Source organism: Nonomuraea purpurea (assembly GCF_042650645.1).
GTDB lineage: Bacteria > Actinomycetota > Actinomycetes > Streptosporangiales > Streptosporangiaceae > Nonomuraea > Nonomuraea purpurea.
This window is the reverse complement of record NZ_JBHSBI010000002.1, coordinates 23333-45922: the sequence shown is the minus strand read 5'-3', so window position 1 is coordinate 45922 and position 22590 is coordinate 23333. Positions and strand designations below refer to the sequence as shown.

At 69.6% G+C, this 22590-nt stretch carries 19 protein-coding genes and 1 tRNA gene; 7 read left to right on the top strand and 13 right to left on the bottom strand.

Features of this window, described 5'->3' with window-relative positions; all coding sequences use genetic code 11:
• Positions 1-981: a helix-turn-helix transcriptional regulator gene (locus ACFOY2_RS03740; RefSeq protein WP_379526484.1), complete on the top strand. Its 981-nt coding sequence runs from the start codon at positions 1-3 to the stop codon at positions 979-981.
• On the opposite strand, the gene ACFOY2_RS03735 is transcribed toward ACFOY2_RS03740, so the two are convergent.
• From ACFOY2_RS03735 to ACFOY2_RS03705, 7 genes are read right to left on the bottom strand one after another with little or no spacing between them, the layout of a single operon-like run.
• Complete coding sequence (locus tag ACFOY2_RS03735) at positions 978-1952, bottom strand: ABC transporter ATP-binding protein (protein ID WP_379526483.1); 975 nt, start codon at positions 1950-1952, stop codon at positions 978-980. The genes ACFOY2_RS03740 and ACFOY2_RS03735 overlap by 4 nt on opposite strands.
• Positions 1939-2925 (bottom strand): ABC transporter ATP-binding protein, encoded by a 987-nt coding sequence (locus tag ACFOY2_RS03730; RefSeq protein WP_379526482.1) that lies wholly within the window; start codon positions 2923-2925, stop codon positions 1939-1941. Before ACFOY2_RS03730 ends, ACFOY2_RS03735 begins: the two co-directional genes overlap by 14 nt.
• A complete protein-coding gene (locus ACFOY2_RS03725; protein WP_379526481.1) occupies positions 2922-3752 on the bottom strand; it encodes an ABC transporter permease in 831 nt (276 codons plus the stop codon). Before ACFOY2_RS03725 ends, ACFOY2_RS03730 begins: the two co-directional genes overlap by 4 nt.
• On the bottom strand, positions 3749-4729 hold the full coding sequence (locus tag ACFOY2_RS03720) for an ABC transporter permease (RefSeq protein WP_379526480.1): 981 nt from the start codon (positions 4727-4729) through the stop codon (positions 3749-3751). Before ACFOY2_RS03720 ends, ACFOY2_RS03725 begins: the two co-directional genes overlap by 4 nt.
• Positions 4726-6327 carry an ABC transporter substrate-binding protein gene (locus ACFOY2_RS03715; RefSeq protein ID WP_379526479.1) on the bottom strand — a complete coding sequence of 534 codons (1602 nt, stop codon included), beginning with the start codon at positions 6325-6327 and terminating at the stop codon, positions 4726-4728. Before ACFOY2_RS03715 ends, ACFOY2_RS03720 begins: the two co-directional genes overlap by 4 nt.
• Positions 6324-7076 (bottom strand): PIG-L deacetylase family protein, encoded by a 753-nt coding sequence (locus ACFOY2_RS03710; RefSeq protein WP_379526478.1) that lies wholly within the window; start codon positions 7074-7076, stop codon positions 6324-6326. Before ACFOY2_RS03710 ends, ACFOY2_RS03715 begins: the two co-directional genes overlap by 4 nt.
• Complete coding sequence (locus tag ACFOY2_RS03705) at positions 7073-8008, bottom strand: GNAT family N-acetyltransferase (protein ID WP_379526477.1); 936 nt, start codon at positions 8006-8008, stop codon at positions 7073-7075. The genes ACFOY2_RS03710 and ACFOY2_RS03705 overlap by 4 nt, the downstream gene beginning before the upstream one ends.
• Positions 8009-8297: 289 nt before the next feature.
• Between ACFOY2_RS03705 and ACFOY2_RS03700 the strand changes: the two genes are divergently transcribed.
• From ACFOY2_RS03700 to ACFOY2_RS03680, 5 genes are all read left to right on the top strand, one after another.
• Positions 8298-9575 carry an extracellular catalytic domain type 1 short-chain-length polyhydroxyalkanoate depolymerase gene (locus ACFOY2_RS03700; RefSeq protein ID WP_379526476.1) on the top strand — a complete coding sequence of 426 codons (1278 nt, stop codon included), beginning with the start codon at positions 8298-8300 and terminating at the stop codon, positions 9573-9575.
• Between the two features lie 172 nt (positions 9576-9747).
• Positions 9748-13560: a S8 family peptidase gene (locus tag ACFOY2_RS03695; RefSeq protein WP_379526475.1), complete on the top strand. Its 3813-nt coding sequence runs from the start codon at positions 9748-9750 to the stop codon at positions 13558-13560.
• 76 nt (positions 13561-13636) lie between these two features.
• The gene (locus ACFOY2_RS03690; protein ID WP_379526474.1) at positions 13637-14383 is read left to right on the top strand and encodes a DUF2071 domain-containing protein; all 747 of its coding nucleotides are present in this window, start codon (positions 13637-13639) and stop codon (positions 14381-14383) included.
• 155 nt (positions 14384-14538) lie between these two features.
• A complete protein-coding gene (locus ACFOY2_RS03685; protein WP_379526473.1) occupies positions 14539-15069 on the top strand; it encodes a hypothetical protein in 531 nt (176 codons plus the stop codon).
• 229 nt (positions 15070-15298) lie between these two features.
• Positions 15299-16630: an acetamidase/formamidase family protein gene (locus ACFOY2_RS03680; protein ID WP_379526472.1), complete on the top strand. Its 1332-nt coding sequence runs from the start codon at positions 15299-15301 to the stop codon at positions 16628-16630.
• A 136-nt stretch (positions 16631-16766) separates the two neighbouring features.
• On the opposite strand, the gene ACFOY2_RS03675 is transcribed toward ACFOY2_RS03680, so the two are convergent.
• The 5 genes from ACFOY2_RS03675 to nadD all read right to left on the bottom strand — a co-directional run bounded on the left by ACFOY2_RS03675 (position 16767) and on the right by nadD (position 19659).
• A tRNA-Ala gene (locus ACFOY2_RS03675) sits at positions 16767-16839 on the bottom strand.
• Positions 16840-16947: 108 nt separating this feature from the next.
• On the bottom strand, positions 16948-17865 hold the full coding sequence (locus tag ACFOY2_RS03670) for an MBL fold metallo-hydrolase (protein WP_379526471.1): 918 nt from the start codon (positions 17863-17865) through the stop codon (positions 16948-16950).
• 69 nt (positions 17866-17934) lie between these two features.
• Entirely contained in the window at positions 17935-18558 is a 624-nt protein-coding gene (locus tag ACFOY2_RS03665) for a histidine phosphatase family protein (RefSeq protein ID WP_357826304.1), read from the bottom strand.
• Positions 18555-18950: a ribosome silencing factor gene (gene rsfS / locus ACFOY2_RS03660; RefSeq protein WP_127935454.1), complete on the bottom strand. Its 396-nt coding sequence runs from the start codon at positions 18948-18950 to the stop codon at positions 18555-18557. Before rsfS ends, ACFOY2_RS03665 begins: the two co-directional genes overlap by 4 nt.
• 91 nt (positions 18951-19041) lie before the next feature.
• Positions 19042-19659 (bottom strand): nicotinate-nucleotide adenylyltransferase, encoded by a 618-nt coding sequence (nadD, locus tag ACFOY2_RS03655; protein WP_379526470.1) that lies wholly within the window; start codon positions 19657-19659, stop codon positions 19042-19044.
• 87 nt (positions 19660-19746) lie between these two features.
• Between nadD and ACFOY2_RS03650 the strand changes: the two genes are divergently transcribed.
• Positions 19747-20778, top strand: a complete 1032-nt coding sequence (locus tag ACFOY2_RS03650; RefSeq protein ID WP_357826299.1) for a M48 family metallopeptidase — start codon at positions 19747-19749, stop codon at positions 20776-20778.
• Positions 20779-20853: 75 nt separating this feature from the next.
• Here the strand turns inward: ACFOY2_RS03650 and ACFOY2_RS03645 are convergent, their stop codons facing one another.
• Positions 20854-22569 (bottom strand): serine/threonine protein kinase, encoded by a 1716-nt coding sequence (locus ACFOY2_RS03645; protein WP_379526469.1) that lies wholly within the window; start codon positions 22567-22569, stop codon positions 20854-20856.
• Positions 22570-22590: the final 21 nt, after the last annotated feature.

The following is a 22590-nucleotide window of genomic DNA, read 5'->3' as shown; positions in this document are numbered from 1 at the left end:
GTGCGTGCTTCCCGGCTGGTCTCGATCCTGCTGCTCCTGCAGACGCGCGGCCGGATGACCGCGCGGGAGCTGTCCGAGCGGCTCGAGGTCTCCGTGCGCACGGTCTACCGCGACGTCGAGTCCCTGCACTCCGCCGGCATCCCCCTGTACGGCGACGCGGGCCCGAACGGCGGCTACCAGCTCCTCGACGGCTACAGGACCCGGCTCACCGGGCTGACCACGGACGAGGCCGAGTCCCTGTTCCTGGCGGGTCTGCCGGGTCCCGCGGCCGAGCTTGGCCTGGGCGCGGTGGTCGCGGCCGCCCAGCTCAAGCTGATGGCCGCGCTCCCCGTCGAACTGCGCGACCGGGCCGGCCGCATCCAGGAGCGCTTCCACCTGGACGCCCCCACGTGGTACCGCGACCGCGAGCCGGTGCCCTGTCTGCCCGCGGTGGCCGACGCGGTCTGGAACGAGCGCGTCATCCAGATCAGATACCGCCGGTGGAAGGCGCCGCAGGAGGTGGCGCGGCGGCTGGAGCCGTACGGGCTGATCGTCAAGGCCGGGCGCTGGTATCTCGTGGCGCGCTCCGGCGAGGAGATCCGCACCTACCGCGTCTCCCAGATCCTCGACCTGCGCCCGCTCCCCGAGGGCTTCACCCGTCCTGACGGCTTCGACCTGGCGGCCTACTGGCAGGAGTACCTGACCGAGTTCGAGGCCCGGCTGAGGCAGGGCGAGGCGGTGGTGCGGCTGTCGCCGCGCGGGCTGGAACGGCTGGCCAACCTGATGACGCCGGGCGTGGTGGCGGCGGCCAGGGACAGCGCGCAGCCGCCGGATGAGGAGGGCTGGACGCGGGTCACGGTGCCGATCGAGTCGGTGGAGCACGCGCTGGCCGAGTTCCTCCGGTTGGGGACCGACGCCGAGGTGCTCGCGCCCGCCGAGTTGCGGGCGCGGCTGGGCGAGACGGCCGCGGCGCTGGCGGCGCGCTACCGGACCTCCCTTTAGCGGGCCTGCCAGCAGTGCGTCCAGTGGCCGTCGCCCAGTTCGGTACGTTCCGGCGCCTCTTGCGAGCAGACCGGCAACGCCACCGGACACCGCGGATGGAACCGGCACCCGCCCGGCGGGTCGATCAGACTGGGCGGCTCGCCGTGCCGCGTGGCCTCGGGCGGCGTCACCCGGTCGGGGTCGGGCGCCGAGTCCAGCAGCAGCCGCGTGTAGGGATGCCGCGCCTCCTGCGTGAGCTGCTCGCTGGGGCCGCTCTCGATCAGCCGCCCCGCGTACATCACGGTGATGTCCTCGGCGAAGTAGCGGGCGCCGGCGATGTCGTGCGTGATGTACAGGAGCGCCAGCCCGCTCTCGGCGGCCAGCCGCTCCAGCAGCCGCAGCACGCCGAGCCTGATGGACACATCGAGCATCGAGACGGGCTCGTCGGCGATCAGGGCCACGGGCCGCACCGCCAGCGCCCGCGCGATGGCCACGCGCTGCCGCTGCCCGCCGGACAGCTCGTGCGGCAGTTTGTCCATGAACTGCTCGACCGGTGTGAGGCTGACGCGTTCGAGCAGTTCGGCGACCAGTTCCCTTTCGTGCGTGGACGAGCGGGCGTGTCCGTGGATGCGCAGCGGCCTGCCCAGGTGGTAGCGCACACGATGGAAGGGGTTCAGGGACGCGAACGGGTCCTGGAAGATGAGCTGCACCTGCCGCCGGTAGTCGCGGAAGGCCGCGCCGCGATGCGCCCGTACGGGCTCGCCACGCAGCAGCACCTCCCCTGACGTGGCCGGGTACACCTGCGCGAGCAGCCGGGCGACCGTGCTCTTGCCGCAGCCGCTCTCCCCGACCAGCGCGGTCACCGAGCCGGCCCGCAGCGCGATCGAGACGTCCTCCACGGCCCGCACCGGCGGCTTCCTGCCGAGCCGGCCGCGCGGCCCGCGAGCGGCGGTGAAGTGCTTGGTGAGGTTCCGCCCCTCAAGAACGATCATGACTCTCCAAACCGTGGCCGCCGTTCAGCAGGCACGCCACCCCGTCGTCCAGTACGGGCAGTTCCGACGAGCATTCCGCCATGGCCCGCCCGCAACGCGGATGGAAGGCGCATCCGGTGGGCAACGCCCTCAGATCGGGCGGGGTGCCGGGGATGCCCAGGAGTTCCTCGCGCGGCCCGCGCAGGCGGGGGAACGAGCGGAGCAGGCCCAGCGTGTACGGATGCCGCGGCGCCCGGTGCAGTTCCTTGGCGGTGCCGGTCTCCACGACACGGCCCGCGTACATGATGGCGATCCTGTCGGAGATCTCCATGAGCAGTGACAGGTCGTGGGTGATGAAGACGACCGCGAAGCCGTACTCGTCCTTGAGTGTCCTGATCTCGTGGAGGATGTCGCGCTGGATCACCACGTCGAGGGCGGTCGTCGGCTCGTCCATGATGATGATCTCGGGGTTGAGCGCGAGCGCGATGGCGATGGCGGCGCGCTGCCGCATGCCGCCGGACAACTCGTGCGGGTAGGAGCGCCGCCTGTCGGCGCTGATGCCGACGCCTTTGAGCAGCTCGGTCGTGCGCTCGGCGCGGTCGTCGCGGGACATGCCGGGCACGTGGACGCGCAGGACGTCGTCGATCTGGGCGCCGACCGTGCTGACCGGGTTGAGAGAGTTCATGGCGCTCTGGAAGACGACGGCCAGTTCCTTCCACCGGAACGCCCTGAGCGCGTTCCCGCCCAGGGCCAGCACGTCGACGGCGGTGCCGTCCTGGCGGTGGTAGGTGACGGAGCCCGAGGTGATCGCGGCGGGCGGGCGCAGCAGCCGGGCCACGGCGCCCGCCAGCGTGGACTTGCCGCTGCCGCTCTCCCCCGCGAGGCCGAGTATCTCGCCGCGCCGCAGGTCGAGCGAGACGCCCGCGACCGCGTGCACGGCGCCGGAGTTCGACAGGTAGTCGACGGACAGGTCGCGGATCTCCATGACGTTCATGCGCGGGCCTTCCGACGTGCCTTGACGGTCCGCAGGCGGGGGTTGGCGATCTCGTCGATGCCGAAGTTCACCAGCGCCAGCCCGGTGCCGATGAGCGCGATGCACAGGCCGGGCGGGATGAACCACCACCATGCCCCGATGAGCAGCGCCTGACCGTTCTGTGCGAAATAGAGCATGCTGCCCCAGCTCACCGTGGACAGGTCGGCCAGCCCGAGGAACGACAGCCCGGCCTCGGCCAGGATCGCGGCGACCACGGTGGCCAGGAAGCTGGTGGCGATGACGGGCAGCAGCACCGGCAGGATCTCGAAGAACACGATGCGCAGCGGCCCCTCGCCGCTCGCCCGCGCGGCCTGGACGAAGTCGCGCCGCCGTACGGACAGGGTCTGGGCGCGCAGCACCCGGGCGCCCCAGGCCCAGCCGGTCACCGCGATCACCACGGCCACCGAGGCGACCCCGCGCTGCGGCAGGTAGCCGGCCAGCACGATGATCAGCGGCAGGGCGGGCAGCACCAGGAAGATGTTGGTGAGCACCGACAGCGCCTCGTCCACCGCGCCGCCGACGTAGCCGCCGACCAGGCCGACCGCGACGGCGATCACGGTGGCGATCATCGCGGAGAGCACGCCGACGCCCATCGAGACGCGGGCGCCGTACACGATCTGGGTCAGCACGTCCTGCCCGGTCTGCGTGGTGCCGAGCCAGTGCCGCGCCGAGGGGCCCTGCAGGCCGGCCTCGCTGGTCGCGGCCGGGTCGGCGCCGATGAGCAGCGGCCCGAACAGGGCCATCAGCGTGAAGAAGGCCAGGATGCCGATCCCTGTCTTGATCTTCATTCGGACTCCTGCCTGGTCCGGGGGTCGAGCACCACGTACGCCAGGTCGGCCAGGAAGTTGGCGACGAGCACGGCCAGTGAGATGACGAGGAAGATGCCCTGCATGAGCGGGAAGTCTTCGTTCTCGACCCCTTTGAGGAGCATCGACCCGATACCCGGGTACGAGAAGACGATCTCCGTCAGCACCGAGCCGCCGACGACGAAGCCGAGCGACAGGGCGAAGCTGGTGATGTTCGGCAGGATCGCGTTGCGGGCCGCGTACGCCCACATGACCCGCCGGCTGGTCAGCCCCTTGGCCTCGGCCATCACGACGTAGTCCTCGCCCAGGGTGGTGACCATGACGTTGCGCATGCCGAGGATCCTGTCGGCCATCGAGGCGACCACGATCGTCACGGCGGGCAGTGCCGCGTGGTAGAGCACGCTTCCCGCGAACTCCCCGGTGAAGCCGGGCATCACGTCCAGCCCGTACGCCCGGCTGACCGGGAACCACCGCAGCGTCACCCCGAAGACGAACACCAGCGCCAGCGCCACCCAGAAGTACGGCACCGCGTGCATGAACGTGGCGGCGGGCAGCACCCCGTCGAGCCAGGTGCCCCGCTTCCACGCCAGCAGCACGCCGAGCGAGGTGCCCACCAGGTAGCTGATGAGCGTGGCGACGCCGACGAGCCCGACCGTCCACGGCAGGCTGTCGGCGATCACCGTGGACACTTCGGTGGGAAAGAAGGTGATCGAGCGGCCCAGCTCCCCTTGAGCGAGATTGCCGAGATAATCCAGGTACTGCTGCCACAGGCTCGCGTCGCTGATGCCGAACGCCCGCCGCATCGCGTCGATGGCGGCCGGCTCGACGTTCCCCTTCATCCGGGCCACCAGCAGCTCGACCGGATCGCCCGGCATGAGCCTGGGGATCAGGAAGTTGAGCGTGATGGCGGCCCAGGCGGTCAGCAGGTAGAAGCCGAGCCGCCGGGCCAGGAACCTCATGTGGCCCGCAGGTGCAGCAGCACCACGGCCGCGTCGGGCGAGGTGTACGGCGACGGCATCGCGTACGGGTCCTGCTCGGAGGGCCAGCCGACGTACTTGTCGGTGCGGAACTGCGACCAGGCCGGGCTGTAGAACAGCGGCAGCGTCGGGAGCTTGTCCACCATGATCTTGCCGAGCCCCTGCGTGAGCTTCTGCTGCTCGGCCTCGTCCTCGGTGGCGGCGTAGGCGTCGATGAGCTTGTCGGTCTCGGCGTCCTTCCACCGCTCGTAGTTGCCGGTGGCGGCCTCGCCGACGGGCTTGGCCAGGCTGCCGTGGAGCATGGAGCGGAGCTGAAAATAAGGCGTCGGCCCGGACGGGGTGGCCCTGATCGACAGGTCGTAGTCGCCCTTGCCGACCTTGGACACCCAGTCCTGGAACGCCACTCCCCTGGTCTCGACCGTGATGCCGACCTTGGCCAGGTCCTCGCGGATGAGCTGGGCGGCGTTCACCCAGTCGGTGAACGGCGAGGGCACCAGCAGCGTGAATCTCAGCTTCGCCGGATCGACGCCCTTGAGCAGTTCCTTGGCGGCGGCCACGTCCACCTTGAAGGCGGCGGCGCGGTGCTCGGGTGGCACGTACGCCTCGCCTCCGGGCATCGGCACGCCGGTCGGGTGCGCGACCTTGGTGTAGCCGCGCTCGGCCACCCGGACGATCTTGTCGCGGTCGACGGCCAGGCTGATGGCCTGGCGCACCTCGGGTCTGCCCAGGATCGGGTTCGTCAGGTTCGGCAGCAGCGTCACCACGCCCTCGGGCGGGAAGTAGAACTTGTTCTGCTCTGGCTTGCCCTGCACGAAGATCTTCTGGATGTCCGGCACGAACGCGCCCGCCCAGTCGACCTCGCCCTGCTGAAGCGCCGTCTGCAGAGCATTGGCGGTGTAGGCGGGGAAGCGCAGCAGCGGCACCTCGGGCTTGCCGGGCTGCCAGTAGGACGGGTTCTTCTCCATCTCGTAGAGCTGCGCGGAGAACTTCGACAACGTGTAGGGCCCGGTGCCGACCGGCTTGGGGTTGGTGAACGTGACCGGGTCCTGCTGCTTGCTCCACAGGTGTTCGGGCACGATGGGCGAGTTGCCGGCGATGTTGTACAGCTTGGCGTAGGAGGTGTCCTCGAAGTCGATGCGCACCTTGTCCGGCGCGAGCGCCTCGGCGCCCGCGATCTCCAGGGCGTTCCTGTTGAGCTGCGGGTGGTCCTTCAGCATCTGGAAGGTGAAGGCCACGTCGTCGGCGGTGAACGGCTGCCCGTCGGTCCACTTCACCCCTTGGCGGAGCGTGAACGTGACCGACTTGCCCTTGTCCGACCACTCGTGCTTCAGCGCCAGCCAGGGCGTGATCTCGCCGGGCTTGAGCTTGTTGAAGTACATGAGGGTCTCGTGGATCATCCCGCTCGTCCCGAAGTTCACGCCTTCGAGGTGGTAGGGGTTGAAGTCCTCCTGAAACGTGCCCGCGTCCACGGCGTGGACGACCAGCGGCGGCGCGCTCGAACCGCTCTTGCCTGCGGTGGAGCCGCTGCCGGAGCAGCCGGCGACGGCCAGGGCCGCGACGACGGCCAGAATGCGTTTCATCGCGAGGATGCCTTTCCGAAATACTTCGTGCGCAGGTCGCGCGAGCCCTTCGGGGCGGCGAAGGCCTGGGCCCGGTCGAAACCGGCAGGCGCGCCACGCACGATCGTCAGCGCGCGGTAGTAGTCCACGTACGGGAAGCCGTAGGTCTCGCCCCTGGCGTAGGCGTAGCCGGTGATCGCCTGCGACCAGATCTCGTACGCCTCCTCGCCGATCTCCACGAACACGTCGGGGGTGAAACCCTCGGCGTCCTCCCAGTTGTCGGCGTAGTAGAGCTCGCTCGCCCAGGAGGCGGGCAGGTCGCGTTCGAGGGTCTTCAGGCCGCCGTAGAAGCGGGCGTCCTCGACGATCCTGTGGGTACGAGCGTGATCTTTGTGGATGGACGCGCTCCAATGGGTCAGGATGACGTCCGGCCGCAGCTCCCTGATGAGGTCGCCGACCCGCATCTTGACCTCTTCGTCCTCCGGCAGCAGGCCGTCCTCGTAGTCGAGGAAGCGCACGCCCGCGCCGATCCTGCCGGCGAACGTCTCGGCCTCCTCGCGCTTCTGCGCGGCGTAGTCGGCGACCGACATGCGGGGGTGGCCGCGTTCGCCGAGCGTCAGGTGAAGCAGCGTCGCCGTGTCCCCGCGCAGGACGTGCTGGGCCAGGACGGCGCCCGCCGTCAGGTCGAGGTCGCCCGCGTGCGCGCCGATCGCCAGAACGTGGGTCGCGCGGAACCCATGCGTGCCGTGTTCGATTGTCGGCTCGCTCACGACGCCCGCCTCATCACGTGGAAACGCCGGGTTACCTCGTAGCCCGCCTTGGTGTAGAGGCGGCCGGCCGGGCTGGCCTCGCCGGTCCAGAGGAACCACGACGAATGAAGCCCTTCTGCCCGCATCATCGTCATCGTCAGGTGGAGGAGGATCTTGCCCAGGCCGGTGCCGCGCTCGCCGGGGTCGACGCCGAACGGGCCGAACCGCTCGGGGATGCCCCGGTAGGCGGCGTAGAGCGCGAACCCTACGATGCGGTCCTTTTTCGCGATGAGGATGCGCTCGGGGTTGCGATGCAGGCGAATCGCCTCACCCCAGTCGGGGTTGAACACCTGCGCCGCGAAGCGGATGAGCTCGGGCAACTCACCGTCGGACGGGCGGCGGACGACGTATCCCTCGCTCTCACGCGTGGCGCGCAGTTCGTGGACCTCGTCGGGGGTGACGTAGCCGACGAGCGTGCGGTCCATGGCGACCGGCGAGTACAGCGTCGTGAAGCCGAGCCCGTTCAGCAGGCGGAAGCCGTCCGGGTAGTGCTCGGAGTCGGCGCCCGGCAGCACGTAGTTCGGCGTATACGACGAAAAATCAATCTTTGTCCGGCCGGTGCGCTCCAAGAACGCCACCGCCTCCCCCACCAGCCGCCGTCCGAGCCCGCCACCGCGATGCTCGGGGACCACGAAGAAGAAGGGGATCCAGCCGAGGTCGGGCTCCAGATCGGTGCCGGGGGCGAGCGGGACGAGCCTGCGGACGGCGTACGCGCAACCCACCACCCGCCCGCCGGCGACGGCCACGCGCAGGCCCTCGGGGTCGAAGTTGGGGTCGAGCAGGACGCAGTCGCGAAACCAGGCTGAGGTGGTCGGGTCACCCTGCATGCTCCGGTTCCAGGCGTCTACCAGTGAGAGCTCGTCTCCGGACGCGAAGGCGCGGACAGTGACCATTCGGGGGGGTCCTTTCACTGCAGCTTCTCCAGCCACAGCTTTCCCACTGTCAACGACCAAGGTCAAGAGCAATTCGGAATAAATTTTCCTCATTCTCATATGTCTGGAAAGTTCTTTTCATGTCCGCCAGGTAGAGAATGCACCTCCGAAACTTTCATCACCACCTCCCGCAACCCTCCGCCCCACCGCAGGTCAACCACTCGCAACGCGGGACAACTCACCAGGCACATTGCCGTGCAGAAAGTTTCTCTTCAAAATCGCAATGTTTCAGGCGAACGAGAGGAACCCGATGAATCTGAGAGCCCGGATCGTAGGCGCCCTGATCGCCGCCGCGACGCTGCTCGTCGCGGGCCTGATCGCGGCGCCTCCGGCCGCGTCGGCGCAACTGACCGAGGTGACCGGCTTCGGTACCAACCCCAGCAACCTACGCATGCACCTGTACGTCCCCGACGGCGTCGGCAGCCGCCCGCCGCTCCTGGTGGCCGTGCACTACTGCACGGGCTCAGGCCCGGCCTTCTACTCCGGCACCGAGTTCGCCTCGCTGGCCGACCGGTACAAGTTCATCGTGATCTATCCGTCGGCGACCAGGAGCGGGTCCTGCTTCGACGTCTCCTCGCCCCAGGCCCTGCGGCACGACGGCGGCAGCGACCCGGTGGGCATCGTCTCCATGGTCAGGTACGTCCAGCAGCGCTACGGCTCCGATCCCGACCGCACGTTCGTGACCGGCGCCTCGTCGGGCGGCATGATGACCAACGTCCTGCTCGGCGACTACCCCGACGTCTTCAAGGCGGGGGCGGCGTACATGGGCGTGCCGTTCGGCTGCTTCGCCACGACCGACGGGTCGAGCTGGAACAGCGCCTGCGCCAACGGCCAGATCACGAAGACCCCGCAGCAGTGGGGCGACCTCGTACGCGCCGCCTACCCCGGCTACAGCGGTCCCCGGCCGCGTATGCAGGTGTGGCACGGGACCGAGGACTCCACGCTGCGCTACCCGAACTTCCAGGAGGAGATCAAGCAGTGGACCAACGTTCACGGCCTGAGCCAGACTCCGAGCCGCACCGACCAGCCCCAGGCCAACTGGACCAGGACCAGGTACGGCGGCACCGGCACGACGGTCCCCGTCGAGGCGATCAGCCTGCAGGGCGTCGGGCACAACCTGCCCATGGGCGGGATGGCCGCCGCCACGATCGCCTTCTTCGGCCTCGACGCGGGCGGCCCCACCCCGACCCCGACCCCCACGCCGACGCCTGAGCCCGGGGCCTGCCGCGTCACGTACAAGATGAACTCCTGGAGCACGGGCTTCACGGCCGAGGTCACGATCGCCAACACGAGCTCGGCCCCGTTGTCGTCCTGGGCCCTGGGCTTCACGCTCCCGGCCGGGCAGACGGTCACCTCGGCGTGGAACGCCACGATCACGCCGTCCGGCGGGCAGGTCACGGCCAGGAACGTGAGTTACAACGGCACCGTCGCGCCGGGCGCGTCCGTGTCGTTCGGCTTCCAGGCGACGCACACCGGCAACACGTCGGCGGCGTCGGCGTTCTCGCTGAACGGCGCCGCCTGCGGCTGAGGAGCGGACGGAGGCGTTCGGCTCTCGAACGCCTCCGCCCCCGTCGCCCAAAGTCGCCGCCCGACTACCAGGCAAGATCACGATTGAGCTGATCACGTCATGGAAATATGGCCTTTCGGAAAGTTTGGGAGCGCTCCCGATGCTGTCTCCCTCATGATCGAAAGGGCATGTCTTGTCCCACGCGCACAACCGGCTCGCGGCCGCCTTATCGGGCTTCGCGCTCGTGTTCGCCGCCGGCGTCGCCCCCAGCGCCGCCGCGCCGCCCGACCAGGCGGCATCCGTGGCCGCGGAACCCGCTGAGACCCAGCCGGCCGCCACCACCCTCACGCTCATCACGGGCGACGTCGTCGAGTACACGCCCACGGACAACGGCGTCCCCTCCATCGCCATCAAGCAGGCGCCCAGGGCGGACGGCGCGAGCGTCACCTTCGCCACGCTGCCCAGCCGGGACGGCGGCTACCTCGTCCTGCCCTCCGACGCCGCCTCGATGGTCGCCGCGGGAGAGCTCGACGAGGAGCTGTTCGACGTCGAGACGCTGGCCAACGACCAGCGTGACAAGGCGATCCCGCTGCTGGTGACCTACGCGGGCGACCCGGCTCCCGCCGCGCTCGCGCGTTCCGCCGAAGCCCTTCCCGCCGGCGAGAACGTGAGGGCGCTCGACAGCATCAACGGCGCCGCGATGACCGTGGCGACCGGCGAGGCCGACACGTTCTGGGCGGGGCTGCGCGCCGACAGGGGCTCGCTCGGCAGGTCGGCCACCGGGATCCGCAAGATCTGGCTGGACCGCAAGACGGAGGTGTCGCTCGACCAGAGCGTCCCGCTGATCGGCGCACCCACCGGCTGGGAGCGCGGCTTCGACGGCAAGGGCGTCAAGGTCGCCGTGCTCGACACCGGTATCGATGTGAATCATCCGGACTTCGCCGGACGCATCATCGCCACCAAGAACTTCTCCGGCTCCGCCGACATCGCCGACAAGAAGGGGCACGGCACGCACGTCGCCTCGACGATCGCGGGCGCGGGAGAGAAGTACAAGGGGGTCGCGCCCGCCGCTTCGCTGCTGGTCGGCAAGGTGCTCGACGACGGCGGCCGGGGCGACTGGTCGTGGGCGATCGCCGGCATGGAGTGGGCCGCGACGCAGGGCGCCGACGTGGTGAACCTGAGCCTGGGCAGTTGCTGCGGCAACGGCACCGACCCGATGAGCCAGGCGCTGAACGAACTCACCAAGAAGCACGGGACGCTGTTCGTGACGGCCGCCGGCAACCGGGGCAAAGCGCTCGAAGTCGAGGTCCCCGCGGCGGCCGACGAGGCGCTGGCCGTGGGCGCGGTGGACAAGACGACCGGCACGACCCTCGCGGAGTTCTCCAGCAGGGGCCCCCGGCTGGACGACGCGGCGGTCAAGCCGAACATCGTCGCCCCCGGCGTGGACATCGTGGCCGCCCGTTCGTCCGGCTCCTCGCTGCCCGCCCTTCCCGGCGACGACAAGTACACCACCCTCAGCGGCACCTCCATGGCGACGCCGCACGTGGTCGGCGCGGCGGCGATCTTGGCCCAGCAGCATCCCGACTGGCAGGCCGGCGAGCTGCGGGACGCGCTGACCTCGACGGCCGCGCGCACCGACGGGAACAACTGGTTCGAGCAGGGCAGCGGCCGGGTGGACGTGGCCCGCGCGGTCACCCAGAGCGTGTTCGCGACGTCGGTGGTCGACTTCCGCCTGCTCGGCAAGCCCGCCACCCGCCAGATCACCTACCGCAACACCGGCAAGGAGCCGGTCACGCTGGCCGTCTCGCTCGACACGCGCGGCTGGAGCGGCAAGCCCGCCCCCGGCAAGGCGATCAAGCTGGGCGCCCGGAGCGTCACCGTGCCCGCCGGTGGCACCGCCACGGTGGACCTCACGGTCGACCCGTCGGCGGGCCAGACGGGCGCGTACGGCGGCTGGGTGACCGCGAGCGGCGGGGACGTCCAGGTGGTCACGCCGTTCAGCTACTACACGGGGCCCGCCACGCACCGGCTCGGGGTGTCGCTGGTCAACTCGTACGGGACCAAGGAGTTCTTCCCCGAGTGGCAGGCCGAGCCCCTTGTGTACGCGATCCCGCTGAAGCGGGGCAACAGCCCCGAGGACCCGTTCAACCCGTACGGGTACTACTTCACCCGCACCGACTGGGCGGGCGCGGGCGAGTTCTCCCTGCCCGCGGGCGACTACGAGGTGATCGGCGTCGTCAACGAGCGCAAGCTCACCAACCGCATCAGCTGGGCGATCGAGAACGTCCGCCTCGACGGGGACGAGACCGTCACCCTCGACGCCCGCAAGACGGTCCGGCTCCGACCGGAGACCGACAAGGCGCTGGACGGGGGCGCGCAGGCGTACTACGTGCGCACGTTCACCGACCGCACCCAGCCGGTCTCGCTGTACGCGGGAGCCTCGGGCGGCGGGAACAACCTGTACGTCTCGCCGGTCTCCTCGGTCAAGGCGGGCAAGCTACGCCTTTCCCACCAGTGGAACCTCGAACCGCCCGTGCTCAGCTCGGTGACGGCCGGCAAGCTCGCGCTGCATCCGATGTACGACATGGACCCCATGCGTGAGGTGACCACCACCACGACATACCCGGTCGTCTGGGTCGGCCAAGGACGGCCGGAGGACTTCGAGACCGTGGACGTGACCGGCAAGGTCGTCCTGGCCGGGATTCCGGTCGAGGGCGGGGACAAGCCATACGTCACCGCGAGCGCGAAGATGGACGACGCCGCGCTGAACGCCTACAGGCGGGGCGCGGCCGGCATCCTCGGCTACCTCGACGCCGACGGCGCCAGGGCGCGGGTGCCGTCCTGGGGATCGTCGTTCCGCACAATGGGCCTGACCGCCGCCGAGGGCCGGGCCGTACGGGCCGAACTCGGCAAGGGGCCGCTGTCGCTGCGGCTGGAGCCGTACACGGGGCCGGACGTCGTCTACCACCTGCGCTTCGACGAACGCGGACGGGTGCCCGCACGTCCGGTCAAGGCCGACACGAACCGGCTCGTCCGCATCGACACCGCCTACCACGCCGACAAACCCGACAGCAGCGGCTGGGAGTACGCGGAGTCGACAACCGGCGAGGAACCCGGACGAATGGTGTACGGCGGGTCGCTGCGGATGCCGGTCGCCCGCACCGAGTACTTCGGCCCCGTCTCCGACGACGTCGTCTGGACGCGCACGATCACCAACAACGGCCTGGACCTCTACTCGGCCGACCGCTTCACCGGCCGCGACCGGCGGATTTCCGAGGAGTGGTTCAAGGCGCCGCTGGTCCCGGGGGCGGCCGACGTGCCGGACGGCTACCCGGCCAAGGTGCCGTGCGCGCTGTGCCGGGACGGCGACCGTTTCGTGCCCGCCGAACAGTGGCTGGACTCCGACTCCCGCCACTACAGCGGCCTCGGCCCCACCACGTCGGCGCCCCGGCTGTTCGTCGAGGAGCAGGAGGTGCCGGTGCAGGGGCGTCTACCGCGCTCGTTCACGGTACCGGGAACGGCCGGGACGTACCGGTTGGAGGCGGTGGACACCACCGACCGCGCACTGTCCAGAAAGGTCACCACGACCACGCGCTTCCCCTCTTCAGCGCCGTCGTCGGGGGCGCCCCGGGGCTACACGTGCACGTTCGGGACGGGCTGCTCGTTCCAGCCGGCCGTCCAGGTCACCTACGACCTGCCGCTCGACCTGCTGAACCGGGCCGCCGCCGGATCCCCCTTCGCCTTCGACCTACGGGCAGCCGCCCACTCCGCCACCCGCCGGGCACCCTCCGTCAACCGGGTCAAGGTGGAGTACTCCGTCGATGACGGGGCGAACTGGAGCGAAGCCTCCCGGGTGAAGAAGCGCGGTGACGGGCGATTCCGGGTGGAACTCTCGCATCCGGCGCTCGGACAGACGAGCGGATTCGTATCGTTGCGAGTGACGGCGTCCGATTCGGCGGGCGGCTCGGTCACACAGACGATCGATCGCGCGTACGCACTGAGATAAGAACGCGCCGGTGCGGCGGCCAGGCAATTGCTTGGCCGCCGCACCGACCGCCATGGCCGCTCATACGCTTTCGGACATGAGCTTCGCCGGGACGCCCCAGCCTCGTCCGCGCTGGTACCACGCACGCACAGAGCTGGACGACTTCGCCATCGTGAGCTACCGAGTGTCCACAGACGCCCTCATCCAGCACCTTCCTCCCGGCTTCACCCCGATGCGGATGACCTTCGCCGACGGCCGCCCTGGAACCCTGATCTCCGCCGTCGCCTTCCGAGACCGCGACTTCCACTTCCGTTTCCTCCCCCAGGCATCCATCAACTGCGGCCAGATCAACTACCGCGCCTACGTCACCGCGAACGACAAACCAGGCGTCTGGTTCTTCGCCACCACCCTCGACCACCCCGTCGTGGCCATCCCGCAACACCTTTGGGGCATGCCATGGAGCCGCGCCCACATCCGTATCGCCGCGAACTGGACCGCAGCCCCAGCCCACTGGCGTCTTGAGGCCGGCGACACCCACTGCGACGCGACCGAACTCCCCAAGCCACTGACAACCCTGGACGGTTTCACGGACGAATCCGACTGGCTGGAACGCCTCACCCACCCCACCCAAGGCTGGTATCGCCGCCGAAACGGCCGAATAGGCGCCTACACCATCTGGCACCCGGTCATGCGCCCCCGCCACCTCACCGCCACAACCGCCCGTTTCCCGCTCTTCGAACGCCTGGGTCTGATCACCCCGGACACCCCACCCCACTCGATCCTCGCCCAACCTCACCTCTCATTCGACATCCACACACCACCCCACCGCTTCCATCCGACGTGATCCCTCAAATTCCACAAACCGCGCACCCATAGGATTCTCCGTATGGTGGGGATATGTTCTTCGAACCCCTATCGGCGCAAGAAGAATCGACTCGCCCGCCCAAGCCTGGCCTGCCCTCTTGGTACGCCCCACCGGCGGAAGAAATGGGCGCGCTGATGGCCATCGATCTGGTTCTGGCCCGTACGCCGAACGTCGTCATCACGTTGCCGACGATCCAGGCGTTCAGCACTGGTTGCCTGATGAACGTGGACATCGTCACCAGGCGCCACACCCTGTCCTTCGATGAATTCAAAGCCCTCCAACTGTCCGTGTACCAGCACATGGTCACCGGGCTGAGAGCCGGTCAGCTACCGGACAACCTGCTACGGTTCGGCGTGCGCTTCGCCGACGGCACCAAGGTCACCACCGTCGGCCAGCGTTTCGACAGAACCCAGCTCACGCAGGAGCCCCCACGGGGCCCGAAGCTTTCCTGGCTGCTCGGTGGCGTGTCGATGCGCAGCGGCGACGAAGAAGCGGGTGTCACCACCGTGGGGCTGTGGCTCTGGCCCTCACCACCTCCGGAGACCTTCGAACTCGCCGTGGAGTGGCCCATCGGTGGAATCGAGCTGAGCATCGTCGAACTCGACGGCACCGCCATCACCTCCGCCGCCCAGCTCTCGGCCCCCTACTGGCCGCAGAACGAGTAAACCCCACCGGCGCGCCCTCCGCTGTGAGGAGCCGCGAACACACCCCTTTCACAGTCCGAGCGGATCTTGCCACCAACTGCGCAACGTTCGGACGGATCATCTGGGCGGACACCAGCTCCCAAGGGCCCCGCCAACGGAAACCGGCCCACGGAAATCTCCCGCACACAGGGACGTAACAGGCGTACTACACGATCGTGTGCGATCCACCGAGGGCCGCAGGGAGAAAGCCATGAGAGTACCGGACGTCCGCGACGCTCTGATCAGCAAACTGGGCCGCAGAAACTTCCTCCGCGCAGCGGCGATCATGACAGGAACGGCACTTACCACCGCCACCCCACCCGCCTCGGCCACAACACTCCCCCGCGAAATCCTCCAGCCCCGCAAGGGCCCGATCCACGGCAAGCACTATCTGCCTTCAACAGTCGAGCAGGTCAGATGGGGGTACGTCCCGGCGCTCAACAGCCCGCCCGTGCTCCGCATGCGCTCGGGCGAGACGGTCACCGTCGACTCGGTCTCCCACGAGGGCATCCTCGAAGACCAGGGCCGCGACCCCGTCTCCTACTTCGGCGAGCACGGCGTCCCCCGCGCGAACGTGCTCCAGGACGCGATCGCGATCGCCCGCGACTACTCCCGTACGGCCCGCGACTTCGACGTCGACGGACCGCACGTCGTGACGGGCCCGATCCACGTGGACGGCGCGCGGCGGGGCGACGTGCTCAAGGTCGAGATGTTGTCGATGTTGCCGCGCGTGCCGTACGGCGTCGTGTCGAGCCGCCATGGAAAAGGCGCGCTGGCCAGGACGTCCGGCGGCGGCGCACCGGACGGGATCACCCTGGACGAGGTCATGCCGCCCGTGGCTGCCGACGGACGGCCCACGGGCGATCCGACCGGTTATGGCAACGTGTCGGTGTTCACACCGGTACGCCGGGGGCGCAAGGGCGTGCCGAGCGGCGTCATGAAGCGCGGAAACGCCGGCGAGGTGACCTTCCCGCTGCGCCCGTTCATGGGCATGATGGGCGTCGCCTTCGCGACGGCGGACCGGCTGACGGATCCGGCGCTCAACTCGATCCCGCCCACCCTCGGCGGCGGCAACATCGACATCAACCTGCTCGGCGTCGGCGCGACCTTCTACCTGCCGGTGTTCGCCGAAGGGGCGCTCTTCTACACCGGCGACCCGCACCACGCGATGGGCGGCGGAGAGGCGGCGCTGACCGCCATGGAGGGCTCGCTGCGCGCCACATTCCGGCTCACCGTGTGCAAGGCCGGATCCGGGGACGCCCCTTCTGTCGCCTTCCGCTACCCCTTCGCCGAAACCGCCCAGTCGTGGGTGCCGATCGGGCTGTCCGACCCCGACGGCTCCCAGAACGGCCAGGGGAACGACCTCGACGTGGCCATGCGCCGGGCGGTGGTCAACGCGCTCGACTTCCTCGAACACGACCAGGGCATGGACCGCGCCGTCGCCTATGCCTACCTGTCGGCCGCGGCCGACTTCGAGATTTCACAGGTGGTCGACAGGACCACCGGCGTCCACGGAGTGATCCTCAAGGAGCACTTCACCTGAAGACCGGCACACGCCCCGAGAGCGGCGTCGACCGTATCGAAGCGGGGCGGCCTGGATGCCGCCACGGCGAGGTCAAGAAACGCAGAACGGCGGTGTCGCGAAGAACACCGCCGTTGAGCGAATTACACCACGTGGGTGGAGCTATGGGGATTCGAACCCCAGACCTCCTCCATGCCATGGAGGCGCGCTACCAACTGCGCCATAGCCCCTGATCACCGCTCCGGGTCCGCCCGTTGCGGCGCTCCGAGAGCATATAGCCATCCGCGCCGATTCGCCTAATCGCGCACCACCCAGCGCCATCGAGCCTCCCACCCAGGTCACACCCTCGTCGGCATCGGCCCCCCGTTCCACCTCACGGCGTCGCGGAGCGCCGCCATGATGTCCACGTCGGCGCCCGCCGCGTCCGCGTACACCCGATGCAGATTGAGCACCAGTCGCTCGGCGTCGGCCCACCCCTCGAAGGCGCCCAGGTCGGCGCGCCTGGCCGTCTCCAGCGGGCTGAGCCCGTCCTCCAGCCCCTTGCGCCCGACGTCGAGCAGGAACCGGTAGTACCGTTCGTGATCGGCCAGGATGCCGGGGAGCGTGGCCGCGTCGGCGAGCGGCCCGTGGCCGGGTACCACGTGCGCGGGCTCGAAGTCCGCCACCCAGTCCAGCGCCCGCAGCGCCCCCTCCACCGACCCCATCAGCACCAGCGGTGTCAGCCCGTGGAAGAGCAGGTCGCCGGTGAACAGCACGCGTTCGTCGGGCAGCCACACGACCACGTCGCCGTCGGTGTGGGCCCGGTACCCGGGATGGCGCAGGTCGATCCGCCGCCCGCCGTCGTAGATCGTCAGCTCTGAGCGGAACACGAGCGACGGCGGCCGCCTGCTGACCCCGCCCCAGTCGGGCACCGGCGACCAGAAGGGCGGGCATCGGTCGATGATGGAGTCGGCCAGGACCGCCTCGCGGACGTTCTCGTGGCCGATGATCACGGCCTGGCGGGGCAGCAGGCAGTTGCCGTAGGTGTGGTCGCCGTGCTGGTGGGTGTTGACCGCGGCCCGGATGGGCGCGTCGCCGGTGGCCGCGGCGACCGCGTTCAGGAACCTGCGGGTACGCTGCTCCGTGGCGCACGTGTCGATCACCACGGTGCCCTCGTCGCCGGTCACCACTCCGGCGTTGTTGACCCACCACGTGCCGTCGGGCTGTACCCACGCGTGGACCCCTGGCACGATCTCGGTGATGCGTTCTTGTCCCATGCCGACGACTCCACCACGAACCTCGATCCAGGTGGGCGGTCGTACGGCCCCCGAGCCGTACGAGCCTTCCTACGCTTCCGGTTTGTCGTCACTGCTGACGGGCTCCGGCAGGGTGCCGGCGTTGTGCTCCAGGAGCCGCCATCCCTTGCGTCCCTCCTGCAACACCGACCAGGAGCAGTTGCCCAGGCCGCCCAGCGCGGGCCACAGCTCCTCGGGCAGTCCGAGGATTTCGCAGATGCCGAGCCGTAGCGCGGCCCCGTGGGAGGCCACGACCAGCAGTCCTTCGTCGTCGAGTTTGGCCGCCCACCGGCGCATGGCGGCCGACACTCTGGTGGCCACGTCGGTGACGGGTTCACCGTCCGGGGCCTCCCAGGCGGCGTACTCCTCGGGCCAGCGCGTGGCGATCTCGTCGCGCGTGAGACCTTCCCACTGCCCGCCGCCGCGTTCGCGGAAGTCCTTGTCCACGGTCACGTCGAGCCCGATGAGGCGGCCGAGCGCGAGCGCGGTGTCGTTGGCCCGCTGGAGGTCGGAGGAGACGATCATGGTTGGGCGTAGCGACGCCAGCAACGAAGCGGCCCTGGCGGCCTGCGCCAAGCCGGTTTCGTCGAGGGGGATGTCGGAATGTCCCTGGAAGCGCTTCTCAACGTTCCACAGGGTCTGCCCATGCCGCAGACATACGATCCTTTTACTCAAGTGCGCGCCCGCTGCAGGTTGGCCTGCATGACGCTCTCCGGCAGCGAAATGGCCGGGCAGTCCTTCCACAGGCGCTCGAGCGCGTAGAACGTACGGTCTTCCTCGTGCTGGACGTGTACGACGATGTCGATGTAGTCGAGCAGGACCCAGCGGCCCTCGCGCTCGCCCTCGCGGCGGACGGGCTTGGCGTCGGCCTCGGTGCGCAGCCGCTCCTCGATCTCGTCGACGATGGCGCGGACCTGGCGGTCGTTGGTGGCGGAGCAGAGCAGGAAGGCGTCGGTGATGACGAGCTGTTCGCTCACGTCGTATGCGAGGATGTCATCGGCCAGCTTGTCGGCCGCGGCCTCCGCGGCGATGCGCACGAGCTGGACGGATCTGTCAGATGCGGTCACGATGCGGGTCTGTCCTCCTGTGTCGGCAGCATGCCCATACGTTGAGGGTACCCTTCCAGGCCGAAACCCCTCACGTACGGCACGGAGACCTTCATCCCTCGGCGTGATACAGCCCTCGTTTGTTGATGTACTGCACGATTCCGTCGGGTACCAGATACCAAATCGGCTCCCCTTTAGCCACACGTTGCCGGCACTCGGACGACGAAATGGCCAGTGCGGGAATTTCCAGCAACGTCACCCGGCCCTCGGGCAGGCCGGGATCGTGCAGTGTGTGCCCGGGGCGCGTGCAACCGACGAAATGGGCGAGCTGGAACAGCTCGTCGGCGTCCTGCCAGCCGAGAATGGCGCCGAGCGCGTCGGCGCCGGTGATGAAGTAGAGCTCGGTTCGAGGGCCGTAAATCTCCGCGATATCGCGCAACGTGTCGATCGTGAACGTCGGCCCGGGGCGGTCCACGTCCACTCTGCTGACGGAGAAGCGGGGGTTCGAGGCGGTCGCGATGACCGTCATGAGATAGCGGTCCTCGGCGGCCGAGACCTCGCGCTCGGTTTTCTGGTAGGGCCGTCCCGTCGGCACGAACACGACCTCGTCGAGATCGAAGTGGTGGGCCACTTCGCTGGCGGCGACGAGGTGACCATGATGAATGGGGTCGAACGTCCCACCCATCACTCCTACTCTCCGCATCCCCTGCACACCAGGCGCATTCATCATGAAACGGACCTTACGCGGAGGCATTCGGACAACATGATGGGACCCCCCTTCGTGATGACCGCGCACCACATGAGTTGCGGACGTAGCATGCCGGGCATGACGACCACCCCGGACCGCAACCGCGTCCAACTGCCCGGCATCTCGTCCCGAGCCTACGAACACCCCGCAGACCGGTCCGCCCTGGTCGCTCTGCGCAAGTTGAGTGGGTTCGATACGGTTCTCAAGCAGATGTCCGGCCTAGTAAGCGAACGCCGGCTGCGCCTGATGTACCTGGCGTCGGCCGTGCGAGTGAGTGAGACCCAGTTCCGCTCCCTCTACGATATGGGCCGCGATGCCGCCTACACCCTCGACCTGCACCGGATCCCGGAGATCTACGTCCAGCAGGACCCGCAGGTCCAGGCCAAGGCCATCGGCTTCGACGACCCGTTCATCGTCGTGACCACCGGCCTGCTCAACCTCATGAACGAGGAGGAGCAGCGCTTCGTCATCGGCCACGAGACCTCGCACATCCTGTCCGGACACGCGGTCTACCGGACGATGCTCGACATCCTCACCACTCTGGCCACTCGCGTCGCCTGGATCCCGCTCGGCTACATCGGCCTGCGGGCGATCGTCGCAGGCCTGGAGGAGTGGTACCGCAAGTCGGAGCTGTCCTCCGACCGCGGCGGCCTGCTGACCGGCCAGGACCCGGAGGCGGCCAAGAGGGCGCTGATGAAGCTCGCCGGCGGCGACTACACCCACGAGATGAACATCGAGGCGTTCCTGGCGCAGTACCAGGAATACGACACCGCGGGCGACCTTCGCGACGGTTTCCTCAAGGTGCTCAACCTGCTCGGCACCACCCACCCGTTCGCCGTGGTGCGCGTGGCCGAGCTGGACAAGTGGCAGCGCAGCGGCGAGTACGAGCGCATCCTGAGCGGCGACTACCCGCGCAGGGAGGACGACTCCAACGCACGGGTGACCGACGAGATCAAGGCCGCGGCCGAGTCCTACCGCGCGTCCTGGTCGCAGTCGCAGGACCCGTTCATCGGCGTGCTGCGCGACGTGGCCGAGGGCGCCGTCAACGCGGGCGAGCGCATCTTCAACCGTTTCTCCCGCCGCGACGGCGGCCAGGGCTGAGCCCAGGATCGCGGCCGATCCTGCTTGATCAGCCGCGGTGACCCGCCGTGGCCCTCCTCCGAGAGCGGCGGCGGGTCAGAGCAGCAGGGCGATCGCGCGTACGGCGGCCGCGCACAGGGCGACGAACCCGCCCAGCACCGCCAGGGCGCGCAGCCCCTCCCTGCGCAGGTCGGGCAGCCGATGGCCGATCCGCTCGATCTCGCGCCCGGTGATGCCGCCACACAGCATCCCGAACACCACGCCCGCCACCGTCACGGGCGCCGGCTGCTGCCACCAGTCAGACTCGATCTGGCCGCCGCCGGTCAGCCAGAGCGCGCCGCCCGACGCCACCGCGACGGGCACGCCCGGCCACACCACGGCGGTCAGCGCCGCCCCCGAGAACGCGAGCGGGAAGAGCAGCACGCGCAGCGTCATCCGGGTACGCCGTGAGCTGCGTTTCCTGACCGTCCAGTGGCTCATCCAGAGCGTCCTGGTCAGCACCACGAACACCGTCGTGATCGCGATCGAGGCGATCGGCCAGATCACCGAGGCCACCACGCACGGCACGGCCAGCACCGCGAGCAGCAGCAGCGCGCCGTTGCCCGCGGGCAGCGTGGTGGCCGACTCGGCCTTGAGCGCGGCCTTCCTCCTGACCTCCGTCCGGTTCCTGACCGCCGCGGGCGTACGCTGGCGCGGCCCGGTGGCCTTGCCGTCGCCGCCCGTGCGGCCGCGCGGAGCGGGCACCTTCGCCTCCGCCCCGGCACGGCTGCGGGTCGCGGCCTTCCCCTCGGGCGCGGCGCGGGTCCTGGCAGCGGCGCTCTTGCCGTCGGGCGCGGCGCGCACGGCCGCGCCCTTGCCGTCGGCGCCGGCCCGCGCGCGTGGCGCGGGCACCTTGCTCTCCGCGGTGTTCGGCCTGCTGCGCGAGGGCTTCGCCTCGCCGCGGGCCGACTCCTCCGCCCGGCTCGCCTTGCTCTCCTCGGCCACGGCCGCCGACCTGACGGGCTCGGGATCGGCCCCGCTCGTGGCCTTGGCCAGCCGTGACAGCCGATCGGCCAGCAGCGCCGCCGTCGGCCGCTTGCCCGGCTCCCGGTTGAGCGCGGCCCGCACCAGCGGCAGCAGCTGAACGGGCACGCCCTTGAGATCGGCCTGCCCGTTCAGCACCGCGTACATCTGCGCCTCGGCCGTCCCCCGCCCGAACGTCGGCCGCCCAGTAGCGGCGAACGCCACGGTCGCCGCCCAGGCGTGCACGTCGGCCGGCGAGTCGACGTGCTCGTCGGCGAAGATCTCCGGCGCGGTGTAGCCGGGCGTGCCGAGGAACGTGCCCGTCATGGTCAGCCGGGTCGCGTCGAGCACCTGCGCGATGCCGAAGTCGATCAGCACGGGCCCCTGCGCGCCCATGATGATGTTGCTCGGCTTGAGGTCGCGGTGCACGACTCCGGCCGCGTGGGTGATGGCCAGCGCGGCGGCGATGCCCTGGGCCAGGTCCACGAGCTGGGACACGTCGAGGGGGCCGCTCTGGCGGACGCGATCGAGCAGCGTGGCGCCCTCGATCTGCTCCATGACCAGGTACGGCCGCGCGCAGCTCAGGTCGGCGTCGAGGACCTTGGCGACATACGGGCTCTCGACCCGGCGCAGCGCCCGGACCTCCCGCTCAAGCCGGATGCGGGCGGTCTCGTCCTCGCTCAGGTCGTGCAGGACCTTGAGCGCGACGCGCTCGCCCCGGCGGGTGGTGGCGAGGTAGACCTCGCCCATGCCGCCCCGGCCAAGCCGCTCGACCAAGGTGTACGGCCCGACCTTGCCGAGCTTGCTCACCGTCTCTCCCTGCCCGGCCCG